18 protein-coding genes are annotated in these 20,623 nt (G+C 75.0%); 10 read left to right on the top strand and 8 right to left on the bottom strand.

Annotated elements, in window-relative coordinates:
• Window positions 1–9 precede the first annotated feature (9 nt).
• From E9529_RS12245 to E9529_RS12235, 3 genes are all read left to right on the top strand, one after another.
• Window positions 10–435, top strand: a complete 426-nt coding sequence (locus E9529_RS12245; protein WP_236831425.1) for a PaaI family thioesterase — start codon at window positions 10–12, stop codon at window positions 433–435.
• A gap of 87 nt (window positions 436–522) precedes the next feature.
• Window positions 523–2,121: a 4-coumarate--CoA ligase family protein gene (locus E9529_RS12240; RefSeq protein WP_236831424.1), complete on the top strand. Its 1,599-nt coding sequence runs from the start codon at window positions 523–525 to the stop codon at window positions 2,119–2,121.
• Window positions 2,122–2,291: 170 nt separating this feature from the next.
• Window positions 2,292–3,284 carry an NAD(P)H-quinone oxidoreductase gene (locus E9529_RS12235; protein WP_236831423.1) on the top strand — a complete coding sequence of 331 codons (993 nt, stop codon included), beginning with the start codon at window positions 2,292–2,294 and terminating at the stop codon, window positions 3,282–3,284.
• On the opposite strand, the gene E9529_RS12230 is transcribed toward E9529_RS12235, so the two are convergent.
• Window positions 3,281–4,501 (bottom strand): cysteine desulfurase-like protein, encoded by a 1,221-nt coding sequence (locus tag E9529_RS12230; protein WP_236831422.1) that lies wholly within the window; start codon window positions 4,499–4,501, stop codon window positions 3,281–3,283. The two genes, E9529_RS12235 and E9529_RS12230, sit on opposite strands and share 4 nt — an antisense overlap.
• A gap of 88 nt (window positions 4,502–4,589) precedes the next feature.
• On the opposite strand from E9529_RS12230, the gene E9529_RS12225 reads away from it, so the two are divergent.
• Together E9529_RS12225 and E9529_RS12220 are read left to right on the top strand one after the other, a co-directional pair.
• Window positions 4,590–5,138 (top strand): bacterial proteasome activator family protein, encoded by a 549-nt coding sequence (locus E9529_RS12225; protein WP_236831421.1) that lies wholly within the window; start codon window positions 4,590–4,592, stop codon window positions 5,136–5,138.
• A 155-nt stretch (window positions 5,139–5,293) separates the two neighbouring features.
• Window positions 5,294–6,295, top strand: a complete 1,002-nt coding sequence (locus tag E9529_RS12220) for a type IV toxin-antitoxin system AbiEi family antitoxin domain-containing protein (protein ID WP_236831420.1) — start codon at window positions 5,294–5,296, stop codon at window positions 6,293–6,295.
• Window positions 6,296–6,451: 156 nt separating this feature from the next.
• Here the strand turns inward: E9529_RS12220 and E9529_RS12215 are convergent, their stop codons facing one another.
• The 5 genes from E9529_RS12215 to E9529_RS12195 form a co-directional block, all read right to left on the bottom strand.
• Window positions 6,452–8,089, bottom strand: coding sequence for a methyl-accepting chemotaxis protein (locus tag E9529_RS12215; protein WP_236831419.1), 1,638 nt, complete (start codon window positions 8,087–8,089; stop codon window positions 6,452–6,454).
• 251 nt (window positions 8,090–8,340) lie between these two features.
• Window positions 8,341–9,144 (bottom strand): HAD family hydrolase, encoded by an 804-nt coding sequence (locus E9529_RS12210; protein WP_236831418.1) that lies wholly within the window; start codon window positions 9,142–9,144, stop codon window positions 8,341–8,343.
• Window positions 9,137–10,048, bottom strand: a complete 912-nt coding sequence (locus E9529_RS12205) for an HAD family hydrolase (RefSeq protein WP_236831417.1) — start codon at window positions 10,046–10,048, stop codon at window positions 9,137–9,139. The genes E9529_RS12210 and E9529_RS12205 overlap by 8 nt, the downstream gene beginning before the upstream one ends.
• Window positions 10,045–11,340, bottom strand: a complete 1,296-nt coding sequence (gene serS / locus E9529_RS12200) for a serine--tRNA ligase (protein WP_236831416.1) — start codon at window positions 11,338–11,340, stop codon at window positions 10,045–10,047. Before serS ends, E9529_RS12205 begins: the two co-directional genes overlap by 4 nt.
• Window positions 11,341–11,395: 55 nt before the next feature.
• Complete coding sequence (locus tag E9529_RS12195; protein ID WP_236831415.1) at window positions 11,396–14,173, bottom strand: response regulator; 2,778 nt, start codon at window positions 14,171–14,173, stop codon at window positions 11,396–11,398.
• A gap of 131 nt (window positions 14,174–14,304) precedes the next feature.
• Between E9529_RS12195 and E9529_RS12190 the strand changes: the two genes are divergently transcribed.
• From E9529_RS12190 to E9529_RS12180, 3 genes are all read left to right on the top strand, one after another.
• The gene (locus E9529_RS12190; RefSeq protein WP_236831414.1) at window positions 14,305–14,691 is read left to right on the top strand and encodes a response regulator transcription factor; all 387 of its coding nucleotides are present in this window, start codon (window positions 14,305–14,307) and stop codon (window positions 14,689–14,691) included.
• Window positions 14,688–15,767 carry a HEAT repeat domain-containing protein gene (locus E9529_RS12185; RefSeq protein ID WP_236831413.1) on the top strand — a complete coding sequence of 360 codons (1,080 nt, stop codon included), beginning with the start codon at window positions 14,688–14,690 and terminating at the stop codon, window positions 15,765–15,767. Before E9529_RS12190 ends, E9529_RS12185 begins: the two co-directional genes overlap by 4 nt.
• 178 nt (window positions 15,768–15,945) lie before the next feature.
• The gene (locus E9529_RS12180) at window positions 15,946–17,208 is read left to right on the top strand and encodes a glycosyltransferase family 2 protein (RefSeq protein WP_236831412.1); all 1,263 of its coding nucleotides are present in this window, start codon (window positions 15,946–15,948) and stop codon (window positions 17,206–17,208) included.
• Window positions 17,209–17,212: 4 nt separating this feature from the next.
• On the opposite strand, the gene E9529_RS12175 is transcribed toward E9529_RS12180, so the two are convergent.
• Both E9529_RS12175 and E9529_RS12170 read right to left on the bottom strand, forming a co-directional pair.
• Window positions 17,213–17,563: a hypothetical protein gene (locus E9529_RS12175; RefSeq protein WP_236831411.1), complete on the bottom strand. Its 351-nt coding sequence runs from the start codon at window positions 17,561–17,563 to the stop codon at window positions 17,213–17,215.
• On the bottom strand, window positions 17,553–18,404 hold the full coding sequence (locus E9529_RS12170; protein WP_236831410.1) for a hypothetical protein: 852 nt from the start codon (window positions 18,402–18,404) through the stop codon (window positions 17,553–17,555). Before E9529_RS12170 ends, E9529_RS12175 begins: the two co-directional genes overlap by 11 nt.
• 255 nt (window positions 18,405–18,659) lie before the next feature.
• Here E9529_RS12170 and E9529_RS12165 point away from each other — a divergent pair, with 255 nt between their 5' ends.
• The gene (locus E9529_RS12165; RefSeq protein WP_236831409.1) at window positions 18,660–20,084 is read left to right on the top strand and encodes a GuaB1 family IMP dehydrogenase-related protein; all 1,425 of its coding nucleotides are present in this window, start codon (window positions 18,660–18,662) and stop codon (window positions 20,082–20,084) included.
• Complete coding sequence (locus E9529_RS12160; protein ID WP_236831408.1) at window positions 20,081–20,428, top strand: metallopeptidase family protein; 348 nt, start codon at window positions 20,081–20,083, stop codon at window positions 20,426–20,428. Before E9529_RS12165 ends, E9529_RS12160 begins: the two co-directional genes overlap by 4 nt.
• Window positions 20,429–20,623: the final 195 nt, after the last annotated feature.

The following is a 20,623-nucleotide window of genomic DNA, read 5'->3' as shown; positions in this document are numbered from 1 at the left end:
TTGCCAGCCATGTCCACCACCGGGTTCCTGACCGCCGACGAGCTCAACGCCCTGCTGCCGGGCACCCTGCCGGGGCTGCTCGGCATCGTCGTCGACACCCACGAGCCCGGCCGGCTCACCAGCCACCTCGACGTCCGGCCGGAGCTGCTGGCGCCCAACGGCTACCTGCACGCAGGCACCGTCGTCACCCTGGCCGACACCAGCTGCGGGCTGCCCACGCGGGCGCTGCTGCCCGAGGGCGCCAGCGGGTTCACCACGATCGAGCTCAAGAGCAACCACCTGAGCACCGCGCGCGAGGGGCGGCTCTCCTGCGAGGCGACCAACGTGCACGCCGGGCGCACCACCCAGGTGTGGGACGCCGTCGTCCGCAACGCCGCGACCGGGAAGACGATCGCGCTCTTCCGCTGCACCCAGTCGGTGCTCTGGCCCCGGTGACCGGGTGAACCCGCCGGTAACCCCCTTGTGAGCGGCGACACCGCGGGTGTGAGACTGGCGCCACACACCATGCGAGGAGGAACACCCGTGGCGCTGCCGAGCCAGTATCCCGACGTCGAGATCCCGAACCTCTCCGTCCCCGAGTTCGTCCTGGCGGCGGGCCGGGAGAAGCCCGATTCACCGGCGCTGATCGACGGCCTCAAGGGCGACGTGATCACGCACGGCCAGCTGGCCCAGTACGTCGACCGGGTCGCGGCCAACCTGCACGCCCGCGGCCTGCGCAAGGGCGACGTCGTCGCCGTCTTCTGCCCCAACACCCCGTGGTTCCCGGTGGTCTTCCACGGCATCGCGGCCGCCGGCTGCGTGATGAGCCCGATCAACTCGCTCTACACGCCCGACGAGATCGCCTTCCAGCTGAAGGACTCCGGCGCGAAGATCCTGATCACCATCGGGCTGTTCCTGGACCGCGCGACGGCGGCCGCGGAGAAGTCCCCGGTCGACGAGATCGTCGTCCTCGACGGCGCCGAGGGGCACGCCAACCTGTTCGACCTGCTCGGCGCCGACGCGCCCTCGGTCCAGGTGGACATCGACCCGGCCAACGACCTGGTCACGCTCCCCTACTCCAGCGGCACCACCGGCCTGCCCAAGGGCGTCATGCTCACCCACCGCAACCTGGTGGCGAACGTGGCCCAGTGCCTGCCGCTGCTGAAGACGGGCTCGGACGAGCGGATCATCGCCGTCCTGCCGTTCTTCCACATCTACGGCCTGACCGTGCTGATGAACCAGGGCCTGGCGCTGGGCGGCGCGGTGGTGACCCTCCCGCGGTTCGACCTCGAGGACTTCCTGCGCACCATCCAGGACCAGAAGATCACCCGGGCGTTCGTGGCGCCGCCCATCCTGCTGGCCCTCGCCAAGCACCCGCTGGTCGACCAGTACGACCTCAGCTCGCTGAACTCGATCCTCTCCGGCGCCGCGCCGCTGGACGAGCAGCTCGCGCTGGCCGCCCAGGAGCGGCTGCGCAAGGGCGCCGACACCGGCGTCACGGTGGGCCAGGGCTACGGCATGACCGAGCTCTCGCCCGTCTCGCACACCACCCCCGACGCGGACGCCCAGCCGCCGGGCGTCTCCATCGACGTCCCCAAGGGCTCGGTCGGTTTCGCCATCCCGAACACCGAGTGCCGGCTGGTCGACCCGGGCACGGGTCAGGACGCCGCGCCCGGCGAGCGGGGCGAGCTGTGGGTTCGCGGGCCGCAGGTGATGAAGGGGTACCTGAACAACCCCGACGCCACCGCCGCGACCCTGGACAGCGAGGGCTGGCTGCACACCGGCGACGTCGCCATCGTCGACGCGAACGGCTGCTACACGGTCGTCGACCGGGTCAAGGAGCTGATCAAGTACAAGGGCTACCAGGTGGCCCCGGCCGAGCTCGAGGCCGTGCTGATCAACCACCCGGAGATCGCCGACGCCGCCGTCATCGGCGTGCCCGACAAGGAGAGCGGCGAGGAGCTGCCCAAGGCCTTCGTCGTCCGCGCGCCCGGCTCGGAGATCACCGAGGACGCGGTCATGGCCTACATGGCCGAGAAGGTGGCCCCGCACAAGAAGATCCGCTTCGTCGAGTTCATCGAGCAGGTGCCGAAGTCGGCGGCCGGCAAGATCCTGCGCAAGGACCTCAAGGCCCGCGCCTGATCGACGACGACGGCGCCGCGTCCCCCCGAGGGCGCGGCGCCGTCGCGCGTCCGGGGCCGTCCGGGCGCGTCGAGATGCGCGGAAGCGGGCGTTCCCGCGGTCCGGGGAGCACGATCCCGCGCATCTCGACGCAGCAGGCGGCGGAACGGGGCTCCTCATAGGGTCTGGGCATGCGTGCGGTGACGATCACTGAGCCCGGCGGTCCCGAGGTGCTGACCTGGGCGGAGGTGCCCGATCCGGATTGCGGTCCCGGTGAGGTGATCGTCGACGTCGTCGCCACGGCGGTGAACCGGGCCGACCTCCTGCAGCGGCAGGGGAACTACTCACCCCCGCCCGGGGCGACCCAGGTCCTCGGCCTCGAGTGCAGCGGCCTCATCAGCGAGATCGGCGAGGGCGTGACCGGTTGGAAGGTCGGCGACGAGGTGTGCGCCCTGCTGGCCGGCGGCGGCTACGCCGAGCGGGTCGCCGTCCCCGCCCCCCAGCTGCTGCCGCGGCCCTCGGGCGTGGAGCTGGCGACCGCCGCGGCGCTGCCCGAGGTCACCTGCACCGTGTGGTCGAACGTGTTCATGCTCGCCGGGCTCCGCCGGGGCGACACCTTCCTGGTGCACGGCGGGGCCAGCGGTATCGGCACGATGGCGATCCAGCTCGCCGCCCGCGCCGGTGCCCGCGTGCTCACCACGGCGGGGACGGCGGCCAAGCTCGACGTCTGCCGCGAGCTGGGGGCCGACGTCGGCATCAACTACCGCGACGAGGACTTCGTCGAGCGGGTGCGGGAGGCCACCGACGGACGCGGAGCCGACGTCGTCCTGGACAACATGGGCGCCAAGTACCTGGCCCGCAACGTCGACGCCCTCGCCGTCGGCGGCCGGCTGGTGGTGATCGGCATGCAGGGCGGCCGGAAGGCGGAGCTGGACCTGGGCAAGCTGCTGGCCAAGCGCGCCTCGGTGCACGCCACCGCGCTGCGGTCGCGCCCCGTGGACGGCCCCGGCGGCAAGGCGGGGATCGTCGCGGCGGTGCGGCACGACGTGTGGCCCGACGTCGAGCGCGGCACGATCCGGCCGATCGTCGACCGGCGGCTGCCGATGTCGCGGGCCGCCGAGGCTCACCGGGTGGTGGAGGCCAGCGAGCACGTGGGCAAGGTGCTGCTCGTCACCCGCGACTAACGGGAGCGGAGCGCGGCGACAGCGTCGATGATCCGGCCGACCTCGTCGGCGGTGTTGTAGTGCATGAGCCCCAGGCGCACCGCTCCGCCGTCCTCGTTCACCCCGAGGGCGTCGAAGAGCTCGCGGGAGTAGAAGTCGCCGTCCCACGCGCAGATGCCGGCCCGCGCGAGCTCGGCGGCCACCTGGCGGGGGCGCATGCCGGCGACGGTGAACGACAGCGTCGGCGTGCAGCGCTCGGGCTCCCCGATCACCTGCACGTGCCGCATCGCGCGCAGCGCCTGGTCCAGCCAGTCGAAGAGGTCCCCCTCGTGCCGCGCGACGGCGGCCATCGAGACCCGCAGCCGGTCGCGGCGGCTGCCGGCGGCGTCCCCGCACAGACCCGCCAGGTGGTCGACGGCGGCGCTCACGCCCGCGTACAGCTCGAACGGCGGCGTCCCGGTCTCGAAGCGGTCGGGCACCCGGTCCGGGGAGGGCAGCAGCTTGTCCGGCTGCAGGTAGCTCAGCAGGTCCGGGTCGGCGACCACGGCGGCGACGTGCGGGCCGCACCACTTGTAGGCCGACACCGCCAGCAGGTCGGCCCCCAGCGACGCCTTGTCCAGGAACACGTGCGGCGCGGCGTGCGCGGCGTCGACATAGACCAGCGCGCCGACGGCGTGGGCCTGCGCGGCGATGCCGGCGACGTCGGGGCGGGTGCCCAGCGCGTTGCTGGCCGCGGTCACCGCGACCAGCCGGGTGCGCCGGCTGAGCAGGTCGGCGTACTGCCACGCCGGTAGCTCGCCGGTCTCGATGTCCACCTCCGCCCACCGCACCCGCACCCCGGTGGTGGCGGCGAGCTGCAGCCAGGGCCGGATGTTGGCGTCGTGGTCCAGCCGGCTCAGCACGATCTCGTCGCCGGGGCGCCAGGTGCGGGCCAGCGCGCGGGCCATGCCGTAGGTCAGCGCGGTCGTGCTGGGCCCCAGCACCACGCCCCCGGGCCGGCCGCCCACCAGGTCGGCGACGGCCGCGCGCGCCCCGGAGACCAGCGCCTCCGCCCGCCCGGACGCCGGGAAGACCCCGCCCCGGTCCGCGACCGGCATGCGCATCGCGGACCCCACCGCGTGCGCCACGTTCTCGGGCACCAGCGAGCCGGCCGGGCCGTCGGCGTGCACGTACCCGTCGGAGAGCGCCGGGAAGAGGCCGCGGACCTGCGCGACGTCCAGCCGGCCCCCCGATGACATGGGCCGCACCCTAGTTCGTGCAGCCGGGCGGTCCGGCGCCGTCCCGGTGCCCGGCGGGGCGTCGGGGGCACCGGGCAGGATGGAGGCCATGACTGCACCGCAGAACGGCAACGAGCGCCCCCAGCAGGTCGTCGTGGTCGGCCCCGACGGGCGTCCGGTCGGCGCCCTCCCGATGCCCCCGGGTGCCGACGACGACGGCGACGGCGCCCCCGGTGTCGGTGAGCTGGTCGAGCAGCCCGCGAAGGTCATGCGGATCGGCACGATGATCAAGCAGCTCCTGGAGGAGGTCCGCGCCGCGCCCCTGGACGACGCCAGCCGCAACCGGCTGCGCGACATCCACGCCTCGTCCATCCGCGAGCTGGAGCAGGGCCTGGCCCCCGAGCTGCGCGAGGAGCTGGAGCGGATCACGCTGCCCTTCAGCGAGGGCGAGACGCCGTCGGACGCGGAGCTGCGGATCGCCCAGGCGCAGCTGGTGGGCTGGCTGGAGGGTGTCTTCCACGGCATCCAGACGGCGTTGTTCGCCCAGCAGATGGCCGCCCGCGCGCAGCTGGAGGAGATGCGCCGCAAGGCCCTGCCCGGCGGCTCGCAGCCGGCCCCGGGCCCGCACCCGCACCCCGGCGGCGGCCAGTACCTCTGACGCGCCCGCGGCCGGGATCAGGTCCCCTGATCATCGAGCGTCCTCCCTCACCGCCCACCGTGGGGGAGGACACGGCGCGCTGAGGGTGGACGCGGGTTGTCCACAGATCCGCCACGGGGCCCCGTCCCGCCGTCCGTCACCCCGAGACTGCTGACGTGCACCCACTGCTCGAGGCCGCTGCGCAGCGCCGTGGCGGCGTCTTCACCGTCGCCGACGCCCGCCGCGCCGGTTTCCGCCCCGACGAGATCCGGTCGGCCGTCGGGTCGGGGGCCTGGCACCGGTTGCGCCGCGGCATCTACGTGGCGCAGCCGGCGTGGGCCGCGGCCGACCCACGGGGCCGGCACCTGCTCGCGGCAGCCGCCGCGCTCGCCGCACTCCGCCCCGGGCGCGTGCTCAGCCACTCCTCGGCGGCCCGCTTCCACGACCTCGTCCTCCCCCGCGATGTCGACGACGTCGTCCGCCTGACCGACCCGGAGCAGTGGCGGGCCGGCGACGGGTACCGCATCGCCGCCGCGGCCCTCCCGCCGGGCGACGTCGTCGACACCGGGCAGCTCCGGGTGACCGGGGTGGCGCGGACCCTCGTCGACTGCGCCCGGGAGCTGCCGCTCGCCGACGCGGTCGTCGCCCTCGACGCGGCGATCTTCCGGGAGCGCGTGGGCCGTCGCGACCTGACGGCGGCGGTGCTCGCGCAGAGCCACTGGCTGGGCATCGGCGGCGCGGCGCGAGCCCTGGGCCTCGCCGACGGGCGGGCCGAGTCGCCCCTGGAGACGCGCGGGCGGTTGGCTCTCCTGGAGGCCGGGCTGCCCTGCCCGGAGCTGCAGGTGGACCTGCACGGGCCCCGGGGCTTCGTCGCGCGGGTGGACGCCTGGTTCGAGGACGCCGGTGTCGCTGTGGAGTTCGACGGGCGCATCAAGTACGAGGACCCCTACGACGGCCGCACCCCGGCCGAGGTGGCGTGGCGGGAGAGGCGCCGGGAGGACCGCATCCGCGACCTCGAGGTGCGCGTGGTCCGCGTCGTCGACGAGGACCTCCCCGGGCTGCGTGGTCCGGCCGAACGCCTCCGGCACCTGCTGGCCAGGCCGCTGGCGGGCCCGCGCAGGTTCCGGGTGGTCCGGCGGCCCGAGCCCGGGTCCGACCCGGCCGACGCCGTCGCCTGACACAGGCTCGCCGTCGCCGACCGAGGCACCGCCGTCCGAGGCACCGCGTTCCCGTCGCCCGCGGCTCGTCCTCCCCCGACGCAGAGCGTCCTCCCTCACCGTGCGCGGTGAGGGAGGACGCTCGATGATCAGCTGCCCTGATCGTGGCCGGAAGGGCTAGACGCGGAAGCGGGCCACCGCGTCCTGCAGCTCGCCGCTCATCCGCGCCAGCTCGGCCGCGGCCCGCTGCGCGTCCTCGACCCGGTGGTTGGTCTCCTGCGTCCCCGCCGCCAGACCCGAGATCGCCGCTGCGATGTCCTGCGACCCGCTCGCGGCCTCGGCCACGTTGCGGTTCATCTCGTTCGTCGTCGCCGTCTGCTCCTCCACCGCCGCAGCGATCGTCGCCTGGAAGTCGTTGATCTCCCCGATCACCTGGCTGATCCGCCCGATCGCATCCACCGCACCGGCGGTGTCGGCCTGGATCGCCTCCACCCGCTGGGAGATGTCCTCGGTCGCCCGCGCCGTCTCCTGCGCCAGCTCCTTGACCTCCGAGGCCACCACGGCGAAGCCCTTGCCCGCCTCACCGGCCCGGGCGGCCTCGATCGTGGCGTTGAGCGCCAGCAGGTTGGTCTGCTCGGCGATGCCGTTGATCAGCTTGATCACCGTGGCGATCTCCTGCGAGGAGTCACCCAGCTTGCCCACCGTGCGCGTCGTCGTCTCCGCGACACCCACCGCCTGACCGGCCACCCGCGCCGCCTCGGTCGCGTTGTGCGCGATCTCCCGGATCGCCGACTCCATCTGCGACGAACCCGTCGCCACCGTGTCCACGCTCGACGCCACCGCACCCGCCGAGGTCACCACCTCGTCGGCCTGACCGGCGGCGAGGCGGGCGTTCTCCCGCATGCCCTCGGCGGCGGAGTTCAGCTGGGACGACGCGGCCGCGAGGCGGTTGGAGGAGTCGTTGACCAGCACCAGCACGTTGCCGATCGAGTCCAGCGTCTCGTCCAGGGAGACGGCCATCTCGCCGAGCTCGGCGCCCCCGGTGCGGCCGGCGCGGACGGTGAGGTCACCGGCGGCGACCTGGCCGAGCACCTCGCGGATCCGCTGCACGGGACGGGTGACGCCGCGGGCGACGACGACGGCGAGCACCACGGCGACGACCAGGCCCGCGGCGATGATCAGGAGGGTCAGGGTGCGGGCGGTCTCGTAGGCGTCGTCCGCCTCCGCCGCGGTCGCGCGGGCGGCAGCGGAGGCCGCGTCGGTGGCCTCGACCAGCGACTCGGCGATGACCACCTCGTTGTCGCTCATGGTCTTGAGCAGCGGGGGCATCGCGGCGGGGTTGGTGGCGCTCACCGCCTGCAGCTCGCCCAGGGCGGCCAGGTAGGCCTGGGTCGCGCCGGCGAAGGTCTCGAACGCCGCACGCGTCGGCGCGTCCAGCGGCATCTCCGCGACCGCCGCGGTGTCCGCGGCCAGCACCTCGGTCGACTCCACCGTGCCGCGCTGCGCCTTGGCGATCGTCTCGGGCGGGAGGGTGGGGATGGCGGCCCGGGCCACGTTGGTGGAGAGCTTCCACCAGTCGGCCTCGAGCCTCTCCAGGGCGCTCAGGGGGATGGCGCCGCGGTCGTACACCTGCTGCGCCTGGTCGCTGAGCACCGACATCCGCTGGATGCCGAACGCCCCGACACCCACCGTGGTGAGGGCGACGACGAGGATGGAGCCGAGCAGCCGGCCGCGCAGGCCGATGCCGGACGCCGCCCGCCGGGCCCCGTCGGCCCCCGGCTCTGCCGCCGTGGTGGGGTCGTGCGCGTGATCCATGCCTGCTCGCTTCCGTGAAGTCGGTCGATCCTCCGAGGACCCGTCGTGCTCCCTTTTCGGTAAGCGGACGACCGGAATGCAGCCGAGCGGTGTACCCACTCCACCGGCGGGGCCGGGCACAGGACGCACCGGCGGGGTGCGCGCGGCTCGTCCTCCCCCGACGCAGAGCGTCCTCCCTCACCGTGCGCGGTGAGGGAGGACGCTCGATGATCAGGTGCCCTGATCGTGGCCGGGACGGTGGCCGTCGGGGGTCAGAGCGCGGCCAGGAACGCGGCGACCCCGTCGTCCTCGTTGGTGCCGGTCACGTCCGTGGCGACGGCGAGCAGGTCGGGGTGGGCGTGGGCCATCGCGACCGCCCGGCCCCCGCCGTCGCGCACCCACTCGAAGGCGGCGATGTCGTTGGGCATGTCGCCGAAGACGACGACGTCCTCGGGCCCGATGCCGTGCCGGCCCGCGACCCGCGCCAGCCCCGTCGCCTTGGTCACCCCGGGGGCGGAGATCTCGGCCAGCGCGTCGGTCGAGGAGGTGGTGACCGTGGCGCGGTCCCCGACGACCTCGTCGACCAGGCGGACGAAGGTGTCCCGGGGCATCGACTCGTGCCGGGCCAGCAGCTTGGCGACCGGCTGCGCGACCATCTCCGCCAGCGTCGCCTCGGCCACGCCGGGCGCGTCGACGTCCCACCGCGGCCGGTAGATCGGCTCGTGACGGAACTCCAGGCCGTACTCGACCGCGAACCAGGTGTCGGGCTGGCGCCGCCGCAGCTCGGTGGTGACCGACTCGAGCACCTCGGGCGCCAACGGCTCCTCGTGCACGATCTCGAACCGCTCCAGGTCCAGCAGCACCGCGCCGTTGCAGCAGACCGCGGTGCCGGTGCGCAGCACCTCGCGGATGCGGTGCATCCAGCGCGGCGGCCGGCCGGTGGCCAGGACGACGGGCACCCCGTCGTCCCGCCAGCGCGCGAGCTCGGCGACCGTGGCCTCGCTCACCGTGTCGTCCCAGCGCAGGAGGGTGCCGTCCATGTCGCTGGCGATCAGCCGCGGCTTCCAGTCAGACATCGCCCAGCACCGCCTCCAGGTAGCGGGCCACCCCGTCGACCTCGTGCCCGCTGGTGAGCTCCGGCGTCAGCGCCTTCACCGCCGGGTGGGCGTTGGCCACCGCGACCGCCCGGCCGCCGGCCTCCTGGACCGCGGCGAGCATCGGCAGGTCGTTGGGCATGTCGCCGAACACCAGCACGTCACCGAAGCCGACGCCGTAGCGCTCCAGCGCCATCGCCAGCCCGCTGGCCTTGGTGATCCCCGGCGGCAGCACCTCGATGAATCCCAGCCCCGCGTGCGTGAGCTCGGCGTCGGCCGGGTCGACGACGGACCGGGCCCGGGCCAGCAGCTCGTCCTGGTCGAGCGCCGAGGACCGGAGGAACACCTTGAGGACGGCGCGCTCGGGCAGCACCCGGCCGCGCGGCAGCAGGTGCGCGGGCTCCGGGTAGGGCCAGTCGAAGCCGTGCTGGACCCGCAGGCGGGCGTGCACCTCGCCCTGCTCGGCGGCGTCCTCGACCGCGACCAGCAGGTCACCGGCCACCGCCTCGATCTGCTCGACCACCCGCTCGGCCTGCTCCCGCGGGAGCGCGACGGTGCGCAGCACCTCGTCCCGCTCCAGGTCGACGACGAAGCCGCCCTGCGAGAGGACGGCGATGCCGCGGCCGTCGAGCGCGGCGCGCACGCTGTCGAGCAGGCGGGGCCCGCGGCCGGTGACGCCGATGACGGGGATGCCCGCCGCCCAGCAGGCGTCCAGCGCCGCCCGGGTGCGGGCGCTGACCTCGCCGTCGGGGCCCAGCAGCGTGCCGTCGAGGTCGCTGGCCACGAGCTTGGGCCGCCACGGGCCCAGGTCGCCGAGCTCGACGACGGTGTCCGCGCCCTCGAGGACCCCGTGGGCGCGGACGGCCCGCGGCGCGGTGCCCGTCATGCGCCCGGCACCGGGGCCGCCAGCGTCATGCCCGGGGTGAGCTCCGCGACGCCGCCCAGCCAGGGCCGCAGCGCGACCGGCACGTGCACCGACCCGTCGGCCCGCTGGTGCACCTCCAGCAGGCAGGCGATGGTGCGGGCGATGGCGCACAGCGTGCCGTTGAGGGTGGCCGCGGTCTGGTTGCGGCCCTCGTCGTCCTTGTAGCGGATGCCCAGCCGTCGGGCCTGGAAGGTGGTGCAGTCCGACGTCGACGTCAGCTCACGATAGGTGCCCTGGGTGGGGAACCACGCCTCGATGTCGTACTTGCGGGTGGCGCTGGTGCCGAGGTCACCGGCGGCGATGTCGACGACGCGGTAGGGCAGCTCCAGGGCCTGGAGGAACTCCTCCTCCCACGCCAGCAGCCGCAGGTGCTCGTCGGCGGCGTCCTCGGGCCGGCAGAAGCTGAACATCTCGACCTTGTCGAACCAGTGCACGCGGATGATGCCGCGGGTGTCCTTGCCGTAGGAGCCGGCCTCGCGGCGGAAGCAGGAGGACCAGCCGGCGTACCGCTTCGGCCCGCCCGCCAGGTCGAGCACCTCGCCGGCGTGCATGCCGGCCAGCGCCACCTCGGAGGTGCCGACGAGGTACAGGTCGTCCCGCTCGATCCGGTACACCTCCTCGTCGTGCTCGCCGAGGAACCCGGTGCCCTCCATGGCGCTGGGCTTGACCAGGGCGGGCGCGACCACCGGGGTGAAGCCGGCGGCGACGGCGCGGCTGATCGCCAGCTGGGCCAGCGCGAACTCCAGCAGCGCACCGGGGCCGGTGAGGAAGTAGAAGCGGGAGCCCGAGACCTTGGCGCCGCGCTCCATGTCGATCGCGCCGAGGGCCTCACCGATCTCGATGTGGTCGCGCGGCTCGAAGTCGTAGGCGGGCACCTCGCCGACGGTGCGCAGCGTCACCGCGTCGTCCTCACCGCCGGGCGGCACCTCGTCCGCGACGACGTTCGGGATGCGCAGGTGCACCTCGCGGAGCGCCGCTTCGGCGGTGCGCTGCGCCTCCTCGGCCTGCTTCACCTCGGCGGCCAGGGCCTTGGCCCGCTCGAGGACGGCGGGACGCTCCTCGGGGGTGGCCTTCTTGACCGCCTGCGAGGCGCTCTTCTGCTCGGCGCGCAGGTCGTCGCCCCGCTTCACCGCGTCGCGGCGGGCGGCGTCGGCGTCCAGCAGCGCGTCGACCAGGGACTCGTCGGCGCCCCGGGCACGCTGGCTGGCTCGGACGACGTCGGGGTGCTCCCGCACCAGGCGCAGGTCGATCACGGAGCCATGGTGTCATCCGGGCCCGGGCGACGTGCCCGGCAGCAGGGCCCGGCGGTCACGGGGCGTCCAGCAGACCGGCGACGGCGGCGTGCACCAGCCGGCTCTCGTCGCGCAGCGCGGCGAGCGCCTCGGCCCGGTCGGCCGGCGCCGCGGCGGCGTCCTCCAGCCGGTGGCAGACGCCGGCCAGCCGGAGCGCGCCCATCGCGGCGCTGCTGCCCTTGAGCCGGTGGGCGAGCCGCGGCAGCCCGGCGTCGTCGTCCGCGTCGGTTGTGACGTCGGCGGCCAGCAGCGCGGCGACCGTCTGCGCCAGCGTCTCCGCGTACTGCCGGTAGAGGTGCGTGAAGCCGTCCTCGCCGAGGTCGCGCAGCTCGGCCACGGTCTCCGCGTCGAGCACGCCGTCCCCGGCCGGCCCCGGCCCGGCCGTGACCGGGGCGGGCGCGGGACGGGCGCCCAGCCGGCCGGTGGCGACCCGCTCCAGCGCGTCGCCGAGGGTGCCCATGCGCACCGGCTTGGTCAGGAACTCGTCGGCGCCGGCGTCGAGGAAGGCGTTCCGGTCGCTGGCCAGCACGCTGGCGGTGACGGCGATGACGGCCGGCTGCGGCACGTCGAGGCCGCGGATCGCCGCGGTGGCGGCGACCCCGCCCATGACGGGCATCTGCGCGTCCATGAGGACGACGTCGAACCGGTCGGACCGGACCGCCTCCACGGCCAGCTCACCGTTCCCCACGTGCACGCCGTCGTGCCCGAGCTGGCGCAGGTAGAGGCCGATCAGGTGGGCGTTGACGGCGTGGTCCTCGGCGACGAGCACGCGCAGCGGCCGGCCGCCGACGCCGGTCCCGTAGGGCTGCGCGCCGCCGTCGGGAGCGCCGGCCGCGTCGCGCTGGAGCACCGAGCGCAGGGTCTGCACCAGCCGCTCGGGGCGGACCGGCTTGTGCAGCCGCGCCTCGAACGCCGCACCCCCGTCGCAGGGGATGTGCGCGGCGCTGCTGAGCAGCACCAGCGGCATGCGGCCCGCGCGCGGGTGGGCGCGCAGGCGCCGGGCCAGCTCCTCGCCGTCCATGAAGGGCATGTGCAGGTCCAGCAGGCAGGCGTCGAAGTCCCCGGCGTCGACCTGCTCGAGCGCCTCCGCCCCGCTGCCGGCCAGGACGCAGGTCGCCCCCGCGCGGCCGAGCTGGTGCTCGAGGATGCGCAGGTTGGTCGGGTTGTCGTCGACCAGCAGCAGCCGGCGGCCGGTGAGGCTGCCGCTGCGGTCGTCCTCGGGCGCCGGCGGGGCGACGGGCAGCTGCACGGTGACGGTGAACGTGGAGCCGCTGCCCTCCACGCTGTCGACGGTGATGTCGCCGCCCATCGCCCGTGCGATCCGCTGGCTGATGGCCAGCCCCAGACCGGTGCCGCCGTAGGAGCGGGTGATCGAGGCGTCGCCCTGGCTGAAGGACCGGAACAGCCGGTGCCGCTGGGCGGCCGGAATGCCGATGCCGGTGTCGCTGACGGCGAGCCGGCAGGTGAGCACCCCGTCGGTCTCCTTGCCGGCGAGGCTGACCAGCACCTGGCCGGAGGCGGTGAACTTGACCGCGTTGCCCAGCAGGTTGGTGAGCACCTGCCGCAGCCGGGCGGCGTCGCCGACGGCGCGCCACGAGCAGGTCACCGGGACGTCGACCAGCAGGTCCAGCCCCTTGCCGGCGGCCTGCGGGGCGAGCAGCTGCGCGACGTCGTAGACCAGCCCGGCCAGGTCGAACGGGGCCTGCTCCAGGTCGAGCTCCCCGGCCTCGATCTTGGAGAAGTCGAGGATGTCGTTGATCAGGGCCAGCAGGCTGTCGCCGCTGCGCGAGACGGTCTCCAGGTGCCCGCGCTGCTCGTCGGTGAGCGACGTCGTCAGCAGCAGGTCGGTGAGCCCGAGGACGGCGTTGAGCGGCGTCCGGATCTCGTGGCTCATGGTGGCCAGGAACGCGGTCTTGGCCTGGCCGGCGCGCTCGGCCTCGTCGCGGGCGGCGACGAGCTGGGTCTCCCGGGCGGCGACCTGCTCGCTGCGCTCCCGCAGCGCCTGGCCCAGGGCGTTGACGTCCCCGGCGATGTCGCGCAGCTCCGCGGGGCCGGCCTCGGGCGCCCGGCGGTCCAGGTCGCCGGAGGTGAGGGCGTCGAGCGCGTCCCGCACCTCGCGGGTCGGGGGCAGCAGCTGGGCGGCGAGCCGGCGGTTGGCCCGGCGGACGGCGAGCGCCACCAGCAGCGCCACGAGCAGGCCCAGCCCCGCGCCGCCGAGGACGACGGCGTTGCGCTGCCCGGTCAGCTCCGCGCGGCGCTCCTTCATGAGGGCGCGCACCTCGGCCTCCACCTGGCGGTAGCGGTCGAAGAGCGCCTTGTCGCGGTTGAGGAGTTCGGCGAGGGCCGCGGTGTCGCCGACGGCGGGCTGGCTGCGCAGGACGGGCTGCACCCAGCCGGTGATGAAGTCCTGCTGCGCGTCCCGCAGGTCGGCCACGCGCTCGGCGAGCTCCGCGTCGTCCGGGTCGAGCTCGTCCAGCGCGGTGTCGCTGCGCTCCAGGGCGTCGACGCCGGCCCAGTAGGGCTGGAGGAAGCGCACCTCACGGGTCACCAGGAAGCCGCGCAGCCCGGTCTCCTGGTTGAGCATGGCGATGTGGCCGTCCTGGACGGCCCGGAGCATCCCCTCGGCCCGGTCGATCCGCGGCCCGATCACGGTGACCACCAGGAGGGCCAGCGCGAGCGTGGTCAGCGCCACCGTGGTGAGGGCGGCGAGGGCGACGAGCATCGGCCGGCGCAGCAGCGCCCGCAGCGGGCGGGCGTCGGCGGCGTCGGTCAGGGGACGCGGGAGGAGGCGCACCCCTGTGGTGTCGGTCGCGGGAGCCGGCTGCTTGAGGCGGAACGGGACCGGACGTCCCGGCTCCCGGCGGCTTCAGTTCCCCGGCGCCCGTGCCGATGCGGGGGAGGTCCACCCCCTCCGATCGGAGCCCCATGACCCACGTGCTCGTCGTCGACGACGACCCCGTCATCGCCGACCTCGTCGCGTTCCGCCTCGGCCGGATGGGCCTCGAGGTGTCCGTGGAGAGGGACGGCGAGGCGGGCCTCGCGGCCGCCCGGCAGCTGCGCCCCGACCTCGTGGTCCTCGACTGGATGATGCCGCGGATGAACGGCCTGGAGGTGTGCCGCGCCCTGCGCGAGGACGACGACGCCGGCCTGGCCCGCACCCCCGTGCTGCTGCTCACCGCCAAGGCGCAGGAGCCCGACCTCGAGCGCGGCTTCGCCGCGGGTGCCACCGACTTCGTCGCCAAGCCGTTCAGCACCCGCGAGCTGGTCAGCCGCGTGACCGCGGCCCTCCCCCCGGGCAGCGTCGTCGCGTGAACGTCCCGCTCGCACCGGTGCTCCTCGCCGGCGCAGCGGTGACCGGTCTGGTCGTCGTCCTGCTCTGCGCGGTCGCGACCGCGCACCTGCTCCGCGGACGGCGCCGGGCGCGGGACGTGCAGCGCAAGCGGGAGCTCACCCCGCTCGTGCACGCCCTCCTCGACGACGACCCGGCCGACGGCGCTCCGCGCGCCGACGTCGTGGGCGCCCACGCCGACCTCGACGCCATCGTGCTGGAGCTCCTCCCGCAGCTCCGCGGCACCGACCGGCAGGTGCTCCGGCAGGTGCTGGCCGAGCGGGGCGTCGTCCCCCGCGCGGTCGCCGACCTCTCGGCCCGCAAGTCCTGGCGGCGCGGCCGCGCCGTCACCCTGCTCGGCTCCGCCGCCGGCACCGACCACCTCGCTGCCATGGCTGCGCTGCTGGACGACCGCTCGCCCGAGGTGCGCTGCGCCGCGGCCCGCGCCCTGGGCAAGGCCGGTGACCCCGCCGCCGTCGCCCCCCTGCTGCGCGCCACCCGCGGCGGGACCGGCCTGCCGCACGGGGTCGTGGGCATGGCCCTGCTCGACCTCGGCGCCGCGGCCCTGCCGGCCCTGCGCGACGCCCTGACCGCCTCCCGCGGCAACGCCCGCGAGCTCGTCGCCGAACTGCTCGGCGTGCACGGCGACGCCTCCGCCACCGCCGCGCTGGAGGGGCTGCTGCGCGACGCCGCCGAGGACCTGCCCGTGCGCCGGGCCGCGGCCACCGCGCTCGGCCGGATCGGCTCCCCGACGTCGACCGAGCCGCTCGTCGCCGCGCTGACCAACTCCCCGGACCACCGGCTCCAGCGGGCCGCCGCCGAGGCCCTCGGCCGGGTCGGCGACCCGGTCGCCACCGTCCCGCTGCTGGCCGGCCTCGCCGCGCCGGACGTCGCCGTGCGCAGCGTGTGCGCCGACGCGCTCGCCCGGCTCGGCGGCGAGGGCCGCACCGCGCTGCAGGAGGTGGCAGGGGGCACCGGCGCCGCCGCCCCCGTCGCGCGGGCCGCCCTCGACGAGCTCCTCGCGGGCCCGCGCCGGCCCGAGCCGGCCGGTGCCCGGTGACCGGCTTCCTGACCGACGCCCTGCTCACCGCGAGCTGGACCGTCCTCGGCTACACGCTGCTGCTCGACCTGAGCATGCTGGCCTCGTCCTGCTGGGTGCCCGCCGCGTCGCCGAGGCCCGGCACTGGCGGGGCTCCGAGGGGCACGGCGAGCTCTTCGCCAGCCCCCTGACCCCGGCGGTGTCGCTGCTGATCCCGGCGCACGACGAGGAGGCCGGCATCCTCGACACGCTGCGGGCCGCGCTCGGCCAGCGCTACCCCGCGCTCGAGGTGGTGCTCGTCGACGACGGCTCCACCGACCGCACCTTCGACCTGGTCGCCGAGCGCTACCGGCTGACCGAGACCACCCCGCGCCGCACCGCGGACCTGCCCGTCGACGGCGAGGTCCTGTCGGTGCACCGGGCGACCACCGGCGACCCGCTCGTCGTCATCCGCAAGCGCAGCGTCGGCCGTCGGTCCGACGCGCTCAACGCGGCGCTGAACGTCGCCCGCCACCCGCTGGTGTGCATGGTCGACGCCGACTCGCTGCTGGAGGAGGACGCCGTCCTGCGGGTGGCCCGCCCCTTCGTCGAGGACCCGGCGAACGTGATCGCCGCGGGCGGCGTGATCCGCGCGGCCAACGGGGCGCTGACCGACCGCGGGACCGTCGTGGAGCCGCGGCTGTCGCGCAACTGGCTGGTCCGCATCCAGGCGGTCGAGTACCTGCGCTCGTTCCTGCTCGGCCGCACCGGCTGGGCCGACGCCAACGCGCTGCTCATCATCTCCGGGGCCTTCGGGCTGTTCCGCCGCGACCTGCTGCTGGAGATCGGCGGGCTGGACCCCCGCTCGCTGGCCGAGGACGCCGAGCTCGTGGTCAGCCTGCTGGAGCACCAGCGGCGGGCCGGGGCGCCGCACCGCGTCGTCTTCGTCCCCGAGCCGGTGTGCTGGACCGAGGTGCCCGAGACCCTGGGTGTGCTGGCGCGGCAGCGGCGGCGCTGGTCGCACGGGCTGGCGCAGCTGCTGTGGAAGCACCGCCGGATGATCGGCAACCCGCGCTTCGGCGCCGTCGGCACGATGGCGCTGCCGTTCTTCCTGGTCTTCGAGCTGCTCGGGCCGGTCGTGGAGGTGGTCGGGCTGGCCTCGGTCGCGCTGGCCGCGGGGCTGGGGATCCTCGACCTCGGGGTGGCCGCGGTGATGGTGGGCCTGGCGCTCGCCGTCGGGACGCTGCTGTCGACCACCGCCATCGCCGTCGAGGTGCTCACCTACCACCGCTACCGGCGCGGCCGGGACCTGCTCGGGCTGGTCGTGGCGGCCCTGGTGGAGAACCTCGGCTACCGCCAGGCGCACGCCTGGTTCCGGCTGCGCGGCCTGGTGGCGGCGCTGACCCGGCGCGACCCGGTGTGGAGCGCGATGCCGCGGGTGGGCTTCGCGGACGCCCCGACCGCGGAGCTCGCCGCCCGCTGACCGGTCAGCCCGCGGGGCAGCCCGCGGCGCTGACCTCGGCGAACTGCTCGACGAGTTCCGGGGAGCCGACCAGCGCGTCGTGCCACCGCTTCCACTCCTGGTGGTCGAAGCCGGCGGCGGCCAGCCGCTCGTCGAGGTGCGCGGTGATGCCGGCCTCGTCGGCGAAGCTGACCGACCCGATGGCGCACTGCCGGGCGAACTCCACCTCGGCGATGCGGCGGGTGGTGTCGTCGGCGGGCGTCCCCGCCGCGGCGGTACCCGCGTCCGCCTGCCCACCGCAGGCCGTGGCGCCGGAGAGCAGGACCACCGCCACGCAGACGGCGGCGAGCCGGGACGCCGGGCGGTCAGCGGACATCGAGGGTCACCGTCCCGGCGGCGGTCTGCGGCGCGGCGGCGGTCCAGGTGACGACCAGCGGCACGGTGTAGCTCCCCGGGGGCAGCGCGGTGGCGTCGAGGCGGACGGAGACGTGGTCGGTGGTGCCGCCGGTCAGCGTGCTGCCGCGAGCGGGACGGCTGACCGCCGCGTCGCCGGGGTAGGCGACGGCGAGTCCCGCGGGCAGGGCGCCCAGGCGGACGGTGAAGTCGGCGAGGTCGGCCTGCCCGCCGGTGAACGCGATGTCGTGGAAGCCGTTGCTGCCCGCGGCGACCGCCAGCGTCGTCGTCGGCTGGGTGAAGGCGGGCCCGGTGGCGGGCTGCACGGGCACGGTGACGGTGGCCGTGGTTATGTGCGCGCGGGCCTTGTCGTCGTTGCCGCCGCCCTGCTCCTTGCACTGCCCGTTGTCGCCGCAGGTGTCGGTGTAGGTCGAGCGGAGGGTCACCTGGAACGGCGCCGTCTGCGTGTGCGGCACCTGGAGCCGGAACGCGGTGAAGTCCCGGGTGGTGCCGACGAGGGTGTCCGAGCCGTACAGCGAGGTGTCCGAGCCGCCGCGGGTGGTCGGGTAGGTGACCGCGACGCCCGGCGGCGCGCTGACCGTGGTGGACCAGTCCGTCACCGTCCGGTCGGCGGTCCACACGACCGAGACCCAGGCCGACTGGCCGGGGACCAGCGGGGCGGTCTGCGCGGTGAGCGCCCGGACGCCGGTCTTGTCGGCGTCGGCACCCGCCGGCGTGGGCGCGAGCGCGGCGGCGGCCACGAGGGCGCCGACGACCGCGGCGCGACGCCGGCCTGCCCGTGCGCGTGCTGGGCGCAGCGCCATGCCCGACCACCTCGCCGCCCGCTCGCCGGGCGACCGCTGCCCGGAGCCCTCCGCCGCGGACGGTAGCCACGCGGCGGCGGCGCACCGCGGATCCGCGCCGGGCAAGTCTTGCCCAATCCGGCCGCACACCTCCGGCTGCTCCGCCCTCCCGGGCACCCCTCCCCGGTAGTCGCGCTCTGCCCACGCCGGCGGGGCAGAGCGCTACTTCCCCCGCACCACCCCGGGAGGTCCGGCGGATCGGGGACAATGGCCGCCATGCGCTTCCTGCAGCGGCCCTCGCACGACCTGACCTACGCCGACGTCTTCATGGTGCCGGCGCACTCGACCGTCGGGTCGCGGCTGGAGGTCGACCTGCGCACGCCCGACCGCGTGGGCACCACGATCCCGATCGTCGTCGCCAACATGACGGCGATCTCCGGCCGGCGCATGGCCGAGACCGTCGCCCGCCGCGGCGGCCTGGCCGTCCTCCCGCAGGACATCCCGGTCGACGTCGTCGCCGAGGTCGTCTCGTGGATCAAGACCCGGCACCCCGTCTACGACACCCCGATCACCCTCTCCCCCGCCTCGACGGTGGGCGAGGCGCTGTCGCTGCTGACCAAGCGCGCGCACGGCATCGTCGTGGTCGTCGAGGACGGCTCGCCGGTCGGCGTCGTCACCGACGGGCAGTGCCAGGGCGTGGACCGGTTCACCCAGCTCTCCGAGGTGATGACGCCCGACCCGCTGACCATCCCGGCCGGCACGGACCTCACCAAGATCTTCGACGTGCTCTCCGGCGAGCGGGTGAGCGCCGCACCCGTGGTGGAGGGCGACCGGCTGGTCGGCGTCATCACCCGGAAGGGCGCGCTGCGCTCGTCGCTGTACACCCCTGCCGTGAACGCCGACGGGCACCTGCTCACCTCGGCCGCCGTCGGGATCAACGGCGACGTCGCGGGCAAGGCCGGTGCGCTGCTGGCCGCCGGCGTCGACGTGCTGGTCGTCGACACCGCACACGGGCACCAGGAGAAGGCGATCGAGGCGGTCCGCGCGGCCCGCTCGGTGGCCGGCGCCGCGCCGGTCGTCGCCGGCAACGTGGTGACCGCGCAGGGCACCCGCGACCTCGTCGAGGCCGGTGCCGACGTCGTCAAGGTCGGCGTGGGCCCCGGCGCCATGTGCACCACCCGGATGATGACCGGCGTCGGGCGGCCGCAGTTCTCCGCCGTCGAGGAGTGCGCCGCCGAGGCGCGCTCGCTCGGCAAGCACGTCTGGGCCGACGGCGGGGTGCGGCACCCCCGCGACATCGCGCTCGCGCTCGCCGCCGGCGCGGCCAACGTGATGGTCGGCTCCTGGTTCGCCGGCACCTACGAGTCCGCCGGCGACGTGCACGACGACGGCGGCCGGCTCTACAAGGAGTCCTTCGGCATGGCGTCGGCGCGCGCGGTCAAGGCGCGGACGGCGACGCAGAGCGGCTTCGAGCGGGCGCGGGCCGGGCTGTTCGAGGAGGGCATCTCGTCGTCCCGGATGTACCTGGACCCGCAGCGCCCCGGCGTCGAGGACCTGATCGACCAGATCGTGGCCGGCGTGCGCTCCTCCTGCACGTACGCGGGTGCGCGGACCGTCGACCAGTTGCACCAGCGCGCGGTGCTGGGGGTGCAGAGCTCGGCGGGCTACGAGGAGGGCCGGCCGCTGCCGACCAGCTGGTGAACGCCCTGCCGCTGGAGCAGTTCGAGGAGCTCGTCGCCGATGCGCTGGACCAGGTGCCGGCCGAGCTGATGGCGCTGCTGGACAACGTCGTCGTCCTGGTCGAGGACCGCAACCCCGAGGAACCCGAGCTGCTGGGGCTCTACGAGGGCTACGCGCTGACCGAGCGCGGCTGGGACTACGGCGGGGCGCTGCCGGACCGGATCATGATCTACCGCGAGGCGATCTGCGACATCTGCGAGACCGAGGACGACGTGGTCGACGAGGTCACGATCACCGTCGTCCACGAGATCGCGCACCACTTCGGCATCGAGGAGGACCGCCTCCACGAACTCGGCTGGGGCTGACCCCGGGCGTTTTGTGCACATACCGCCTCAGGGGCGCTTTGTGCACAAAACGCCCCGGGGGAGGACCACACGTCAGCGCCCGGCCGCGTCGAGGCCCCTAGATGACCGATTCCAAGGGCTGGTGACGTTCCCGCGGGAACGTCGTCAAGCCGGTGACCTTGACCGCATTCCCGCGGGAACGCATGAGGTGTGCTT

Source organism: Blastococcus sp. KM273128, from assembly GCF_021698975.1.
In the GTDB taxonomy this organism is placed as follows: domain Bacteria; phylum Actinomycetota; class Actinomycetes; order Mycobacteriales; family Geodermatophilaceae; genus Blastococcus.
The sequence above is the reverse complement of the archived record's forward strand: the minus strand, read 5'-3'. Positions and strand labels throughout refer to the sequence as shown.

Bases quoted from the DNA above. Each gene is read 5' to 3' on its own strand.
- E9529_RS12245 (WP_236831425.1), top strand. From the start codon at position 10: ATGTCCACCACCGGGTTCCTGACCGCCGACGAGCTCAACGCCCTGCTG.
- E9529_RS12235 (WP_236831423.1), top strand. From the start codon at position 2,292: ATGCGTGCGGTGACGATCACTGAGCCCGGCGGTCCCGAGGTGCTGACC.
- E9529_RS12230 (WP_236831422.1), bottom strand. From the start codon at position 4,501: ATGTCATCGGGGGGCCGGCTGGACGTCGCGCAGGTCCGCGGCCTCTTC.
- E9529_RS12225 (WP_236831421.1), top strand. From the start codon at position 4,590: ATGACTGCACCGCAGAACGGCAACGAGCGCCCCCAGCAGGTCGTCGTG.
- E9529_RS12215 (WP_236831419.1), bottom strand. From the start codon at position 8,089: ATGGATCACGCGCACGACCCCACCACGGCGGCAGAGCCGGGGGCCGAC.
- E9529_RS12210 (WP_236831418.1), bottom strand. From the start codon at position 9,144: ATGTCTGACTGGAAGCCGCGGCTGATCGCCAGCGACATGGACGGCACC.
- E9529_RS12205 (WP_236831417.1), bottom strand. From the start codon at position 10,048: ATGACGGGCACCGCGCCGCGGGCCGTCCGCGCCCACGGGGTCCTCGAG.
- E9529_RS12190 (WP_236831414.1), top strand. From the start codon at position 14,305: ATGACCCACGTGCTCGTCGTCGACGACGACCCCGTCATCGCCGACCTC.
- E9529_RS12175 (WP_236831411.1), bottom strand. From the start codon at position 17,563: ATGTCCGCTGACCGCCCGGCGTCCCGGCTCGCCGCCGTCTGCGTGGCG.
- E9529_RS12170 (WP_236831410.1), bottom strand. From the start codon at position 18,404: ATGGCGCTGCGCCCAGCACGCGCACGGGCAGGCCGGCGTCGCGCCGCG.
- E9529_RS12165 (WP_236831409.1), top strand. From the start codon at position 18,660: ATGCGCTTCCTGCAGCGGCCCTCGCACGACCTGACCTACGCCGACGTC.